Origin of the sequence: Mycobacterium sp. E3305 (assembly GCF_001666785.1) — a bacterium.
Taxonomy (GTDB): Bacteria; Actinomycetota; Actinomycetes; order Mycobacteriales; family Mycobacteriaceae; genus Mycobacterium.
The window spans coordinates 1-5,467 of record NZ_LZJA01000242.1; the positions used below are offsets into that span (position 1 = coordinate 1).

General features: G+C 71.1%; 5 protein-coding genes. 4 read left to right on the forward strand and 1 reads right to left on the reverse strand.

Annotation, left to right across the window (positions count from 1 at the left end; genetic code table 11):
- Positions 1 to 1,558: phospho-sugar mutase (locus A5701_RS22460; RefSeq protein ID WP_156670216.1), on the forward strand; the 1,558-nt coding region annotated here is incomplete at its 5' end.
- A gap of 3 nt (positions 1,559 to 1,561) precedes the next feature.
- Here A5701_RS22460 and upp read toward each other — a convergent pair.
- A complete protein-coding gene (gene upp, locus A5701_RS22465; protein ID WP_067759097.1) occupies positions 1,562 to 2,185 on the reverse strand; it encodes a uracil phosphoribosyltransferase in 624 nt (207 codons plus the stop codon).
- A gap of 116 nt (positions 2,186 to 2,301) precedes the next feature.
- On the opposite strand from upp, the gene A5701_RS22470 reads away from it, so the two are divergent.
- The 3 genes from A5701_RS22470 to A5701_RS22480 all read left to right on the forward strand — a co-directional run.
- Complete coding sequence (locus tag A5701_RS22470; protein ID WP_067759127.1) at positions 2,302 to 3,180, forward strand: alkaline phosphatase family protein; 879 nt, start codon at positions 2,302 to 2,304, stop codon at positions 3,178 to 3,180.
- 54 nt (positions 3,181 to 3,234) lie between these two features.
- On the forward strand, positions 3,235 to 4,530 hold the full coding sequence (locus A5701_RS22475; RefSeq protein ID WP_067759101.1) for a primosomal protein: 1,296 nt from the start codon (positions 3,235 to 3,237) through the stop codon (positions 4,528 to 4,530).
- 41 nt (positions 4,531 to 4,571) lie between these two features.
- Positions 4,572 to 5,467: VWA domain-containing protein (locus A5701_RS22480; RefSeq protein ID WP_067759114.1), on the forward strand; the 896-nt coding region annotated here is incomplete at its 3' end.

Consider the following 5,467-nt stretch of genomic DNA (forward strand, 5'->3'; position numbering starts at 1 on the left):
CGATCCCGACCCGGCGACGGCCGCCGAGCTGGCCGCGTGCGCGCCCGACGAGCTGGCGGCGCGTTTCGCGCGGCCGCTCAGGTTCGGCACCGCGGGCCTGCGCGGTCCGGTGCGCGGCGGGCCGGACGCCATGAACGTGGCGGTGGTGTCGCGTGCCACCTGGGCGGTGGCGCAGGTGCTGCGCGGCCGCGGCCTGGCCGGCGCGCCGGTGATCGTCGGGCGCGACTCCCGGCACGGCTCCGCCGTCTTCGCCACCGTCACCGCCGAAGTGCTTGCCGCCCAAGGCTTCTCCGTTCAATTGCTACCCGGCCCGGTGCCGACGCCGGTGGTCGCGTTCGCGGTGCGCCGCACCGGCGCCGCGGCCGGCATCCAGATCACCGCGTCGCACAACCCGCCGGCCGACAACGGCTACAAGGTCTACGCCGACGGCGGCATCCAGATCGTCTCCCCCACCGACCGCGAGATCGAGACGGCGATGGCCGCAGCGCCCCCGGCCGACGAAATCGCCAGGGCGCCGGTGCAGCCCACCGGCACCGATGTGGTCGAGCGCTACGTCGCCCGCGCCGCGGCGGTGCGGCGCGGCACCGGGACGGCGCGGGTGGCGCTGACGCCGCTGCACGGGGTCGGTGGCGCCGTGGCCGTGGCGGCGTTGCAGCGCGCCGGCTTCGAGCGGGTGCACACGGTGGGCGCGCAGTTCGCGCCGGACCCCGACTTCCCCACCGTCGCCTTCCCCAACCCCGAGGAGCCCGGCGCCACCGACGCGTTGCTCGCCCTGGCCGCCGACGTCACGGCCGACGTCGCGATCGCGCTGGATCCCGACGCCGACCGGTGCGCGGTCGCCATCCCCACCGCGTCGGGCTGGCGGATGCTGTCCGGGGACGAAACCGGTTGGCTGCTCGGCGATTACATCCTGTCGCGGAGCACCGACCCCCGGGCGGCGGTGGTGGCCAGCTCCGTGGTGTCGTCGCGGATGCTGGCGGCCATCGCGCACCGCTACGGGGCCACCCACGTCGAGACCCTCACCGGTTTCAAGTGGCTGGCGCGCGCCGACGCGGGCGTGCCCGGCGGCACGCTGGTCTACGCCTATGAGGAGGCGATCGGGCACTGCGTCGACCCGGACGCCGTGCGGGACAAGGACGGCATCAGCGCGGCCGTGCTGGTGTGCGACCTGGTGGCCGCGCTGAAGGACCGGGGCCGTTCGGTGGGTGACGCGCTCGACGACCTCGCCCGGCGGTACGGCGTGCACGACGTCGCCGCGGTGTCCCGCCGTGTCGACGGCACCGCCGAGGCGGGCGAGTTGATGCGTCGGCTGCGGGTCGCGCCACCGGGAACGCTGGCCGGGTTCACCGCAACGCTCACCGACATCACCGACGCGGTGATCCTCACCGGCGGCGACGACGGCACGTCGGTCAGACTGGTGGTGCGACCGTCCGGCACCGAGCCGAAGTTGAAGTGCTACATCGAGGTTCGTTGCGCCGTGGCCAGCGGCCTGGACGACGCCCGCCGGCGCGCCGGCGCGTTGCGCGACGAGCTGATGTCGGTGGCTCGAAGCTTCTAGCAGCTAGCGAGGACCATACTGGCGGTCCCCGGCATCGCCGAGGCCGGGGACGATGTAGGCGTTCTCGTTGAGCCCGTCATCGATGGCCACGGTGAAAAGCCGGGCCGTGGGCACCGTTTCCCCAAGCGCGGCAACGCCTTCGGGGGCGGCCACCGCGCACAGCACCGTGACGTCGGTGGCGCCGCGCTCGAGCAGCAGGCCGACGGTGTACTTCAGCGACCCACCGGTGGCCAGCATCGGGTCGAGCACCAGCACCGGCAGGCCGGCCAGCTCGTCGGGCAGCGACTCGAAATAGCCTGTGGGCCGGTGGGTTTCCTCGTTACGGGCCACGCCGACGAATCCGACCCGGGCTTGCGGCAACAGCGCGAGCGCCTGGTCGACCATGCCCAGTCCGGCCCGCAGCACCGGCACCAGCAGGGGCGGCTTGGCCAGCCGCACCCCCAGCGTTTCGCCCACCGGTGTGCGGATTCCGAAGGTCTCGCGGGGCGCGTCCCGGGTGGCCTCGTAGACCAGCATCGCGGTCACGTCGCGCAGCGCCGCCCGGAAGCCGTCGTCGGCGGTGCGTTCGTCGCGCATCGTCGTCAGCCGGGCGACCGCCAGCGGGTGATCGACAACGCGCACCTCCACGGTGTTCGACCCTATATAACAATCCGGCCGCTTTTCGTTAAACGCCCCGCCGAAACCGGCCGCGTCGGCGCGGCCCGTGGCTCGCGTCCCCCTATGCTCCCGTGGTGCCGGGCGGAATGAGGGGTTCAACGGGGTTGACCGGCAGGGCATTTCGGGTCCTGCACCTGCTCTGCGCGGTCGCGCTGGTGGGGCTCGCGGCCGGCCCGCTGAGCGCGCGCATCGGCCTTGTGGCGGCGGCGATTCCGCAGCCCGCGCACATCGTGATCGTGGTGGAGGAGAACCGCTCCGAAGCCAACATCATCGGCAACAAGTCGGCGCCCTTCATCACCGCCCTGGCCGCCAGCGGCGCCAACATGGTGCAGTCGTTCGCCGAAACCCACCCCAGCGAGCCGAATTACCTGGCGATGTTCGCCGGCAGCACCTTCGGCGTTACCAGCGACCGGTGCCCGGTCAACGCGGGCGACGCCCCCAACCTGGGTTCGGAATTGCTCGCCGCGGGCTACACGTTCGCCGGTTTCGCCGAAGGCCTGCCCGCGGTCGGCTCGCCGGCCTGCACCGCAGGCAAGTACGCGCGCAAGCACGTGCCCTGGGCCAATTTCACCAACGTGCCGCCGGCGAACTCCCTGCCGTTCTCCGCGTTCCCGATGGGCAATTACCCGAGCCTGCCCACCGTGTCGTTCGTCATCCCCAACAACGACGACAACATGCACGACGGGTCGATCGCGCAGGCCGACACCTGGCTCAACCGCGAGCTGTCGGGTTACGCCAACTGGGCGGTGGCCAACAACAGCCTGCTGATCGTGACGTGGGACGAGGACGACAATTCCAGCCGCAACCAGATCCCGACCATCTTCTACGGCGCGCACGTGGTCCCCGGCAACTACGCCGAGCGGATCAACCACTACAACCTGCTCTCCACGATCGAGCAGATGTACGGGCTGCCCAAGACCGGATACGCGGCCGGCGCGCCGCCGATCGCCGATATCTGGGGCTAGAACCCGATGGCCCGATGGCCCGCGTCTTCGGCCGCCGTCGCTATTGTGTGCCGCATGGCTGCTGACCTCGTGCCCATCCGCCTGAGCCTGTCCGACGGCGACCGCTACACCATGTGGGCGCCCCGCTGGCGCGACGCCGGCGACGAGTGGGAGGCCTTCCTCGGCAAGGACGAGGACCTGTACGTCTTCGAAAGCGTCGCCGACCTGGTTGCGTTCGTGCGCTCCGACACCGACAATGACCTGGTCGATCACCCGGCGTGGAAGGACCTGACATCGGCGCACGCGCACAAGTTCGCGCCGGCCGGGGACAAGCAATTCGATCTGGTCGCGGTCGAGGAGCTGGTGTCGGAGAAGCCCACCGAGGACTCGGTGACCGGGCTGGCCCGCACGCTGTCGCTCGTCTCCTCCATCGGGTCGGTGTGCGAGCTCCCGGCGGTGTCGAAATTCTTCAACGGCAACCCGACGCTGGGCACCGTGTCGGGCGGGATCGACCACTTCGCGGGCAAGGCCGGCCTCAAACGCTGGAACGCGATCGGCGAGATCATCGGCCGGGGCTGGGACGACGTGCTGGGCGCGATCGAGGGCATCGTGACCACCCCCGAGGTGGACGAGAAGCTGTCGGCCAAGGCGGCCGACGAGCTGGCCGAGGAGCCGGAGGAAGACGAGGCCGAAGACACCGAGGCCGGCGCGGAGGCGGAGGAGGCCGCGGACGAGGCCGACGAGGCCGAGGAGGCCCCGGAGGATGACGTCGAGGCCGACGAGGAGCCCCGCGCGGCCGGCGACACCGTGATCCTGGGCAGCGACGAGGATTTCTGGCAGCAGGTGGGCATCGACCCGATTCGGATCATGACGAGTTCGGGCACCTTCTACACGCTGCGGTGCTACCTGGACGACCGTCCGATCTTCCTGGGCCGCAACGGGCGCATCAGCGTGTTCACCTCCGAGCGGGCGCTGGCCCGCTACCTCGCCGACGAGCACGACCACGACCTTGCCGACCTGAGCACCTACGACGACATCCGCACCGCGGCCACCGACGGCTCGCTGGAGGTCAAGGTCACCGAGGACAACATCTACGTGCTCAGCGGGCTGGCCGATGACATCGCCGACGGGCCGGACGCCGTGGACCGCGACCAGCTGGACCTGGCCGTCGAGCTGCTCCGCGACATCGGCGACTACTCGGAGGAGGGCACGGTCGATAAGGCGCTCGAGACGGGGCGCCCGCTGGGCAAGCTGGTGGCCTACGTGCTCGAGCCCGGCTCGGTCGGCAAGCCGTCGGCGCCGTACGCGGCGGCGGTGCGGGAGTGGGAGAACCTGGAGCAGTTCGTCGACGGGCGGCTGCGCAGGGAGTAGCCCCCGTTTGACGGGCCCGGAAGTCTCCTCTTTACTGGCGGGTGTCGCTTCCCGGGATAGGCCCGTTGCCCCTGTACGGCTTTCAGCGCCCGGGCATGCTCGTGTTCGGTTTGCTGCCGCTGGGCTTGTTGGCGGTCTACATCCTGGTCCAGGCCCGCCGCCGGCGCCGGCTGCGCCGGTTCACCGAGGAGGCCGTGCCGCAGTCGCCGAGGCGGCACATTCCGATCGCGGTGGCGCTGCTCAGCCTGATCCTGTTGACCATCGCGCTGGCCACCCCCACCCACGACATGCGTATCCCCCGCAACCGGGCTGTCGTCGTGCTGGTCATCGACATGTCGCAGTCGATGCGGGCGACCGACGTCCCCCCCGACCGGCTGACCGCCGCCAAGGTGGCCGGCAAGCAGTTCGCCGACGAGCTGACGCCGGCCATCAACCTGGGGCTGGTGGAATTCGCGGCCAACGCGTCGCTGCTGGTCTCCCCGACCACCAACCGCGAGGCGGTGAAGGCGGCGATCGACAGCCTGAAGCCGGCCCCCAAGACCGCGACGGGCGAGGGCCTGTTCACCGCCCTGCAGGCGATCGCGACGGTGGGCTCGGTGATGGGCGGCGGCGACGGCCCGCCGCCGGCGCGCATCGTGCTGGAGTCCGACGGCGCGGAGAACGTGCCGCTGGACGCCAACGCCCCGCAGGGGGCGTTCACCGCCGCCCGGGCCGCCAAGGCCGCGGGCGTGCAGATCTCGACGATCTCGTTCGGCACCAAGACCGGCGAGATCGAGATGGACGGGCAGCGCGTGGCCGTCCCGGTTTCGACGGACCAGATGAAGACGATCGCCAAGCTGTCCGGCGGGCAGTCCTACACCGCCAGCAACATCGCCGAGCTCAACAAGAGCTACAACGCCATCGAGAAGGACATCGGCTATCGCACCGTGGCCGGCCC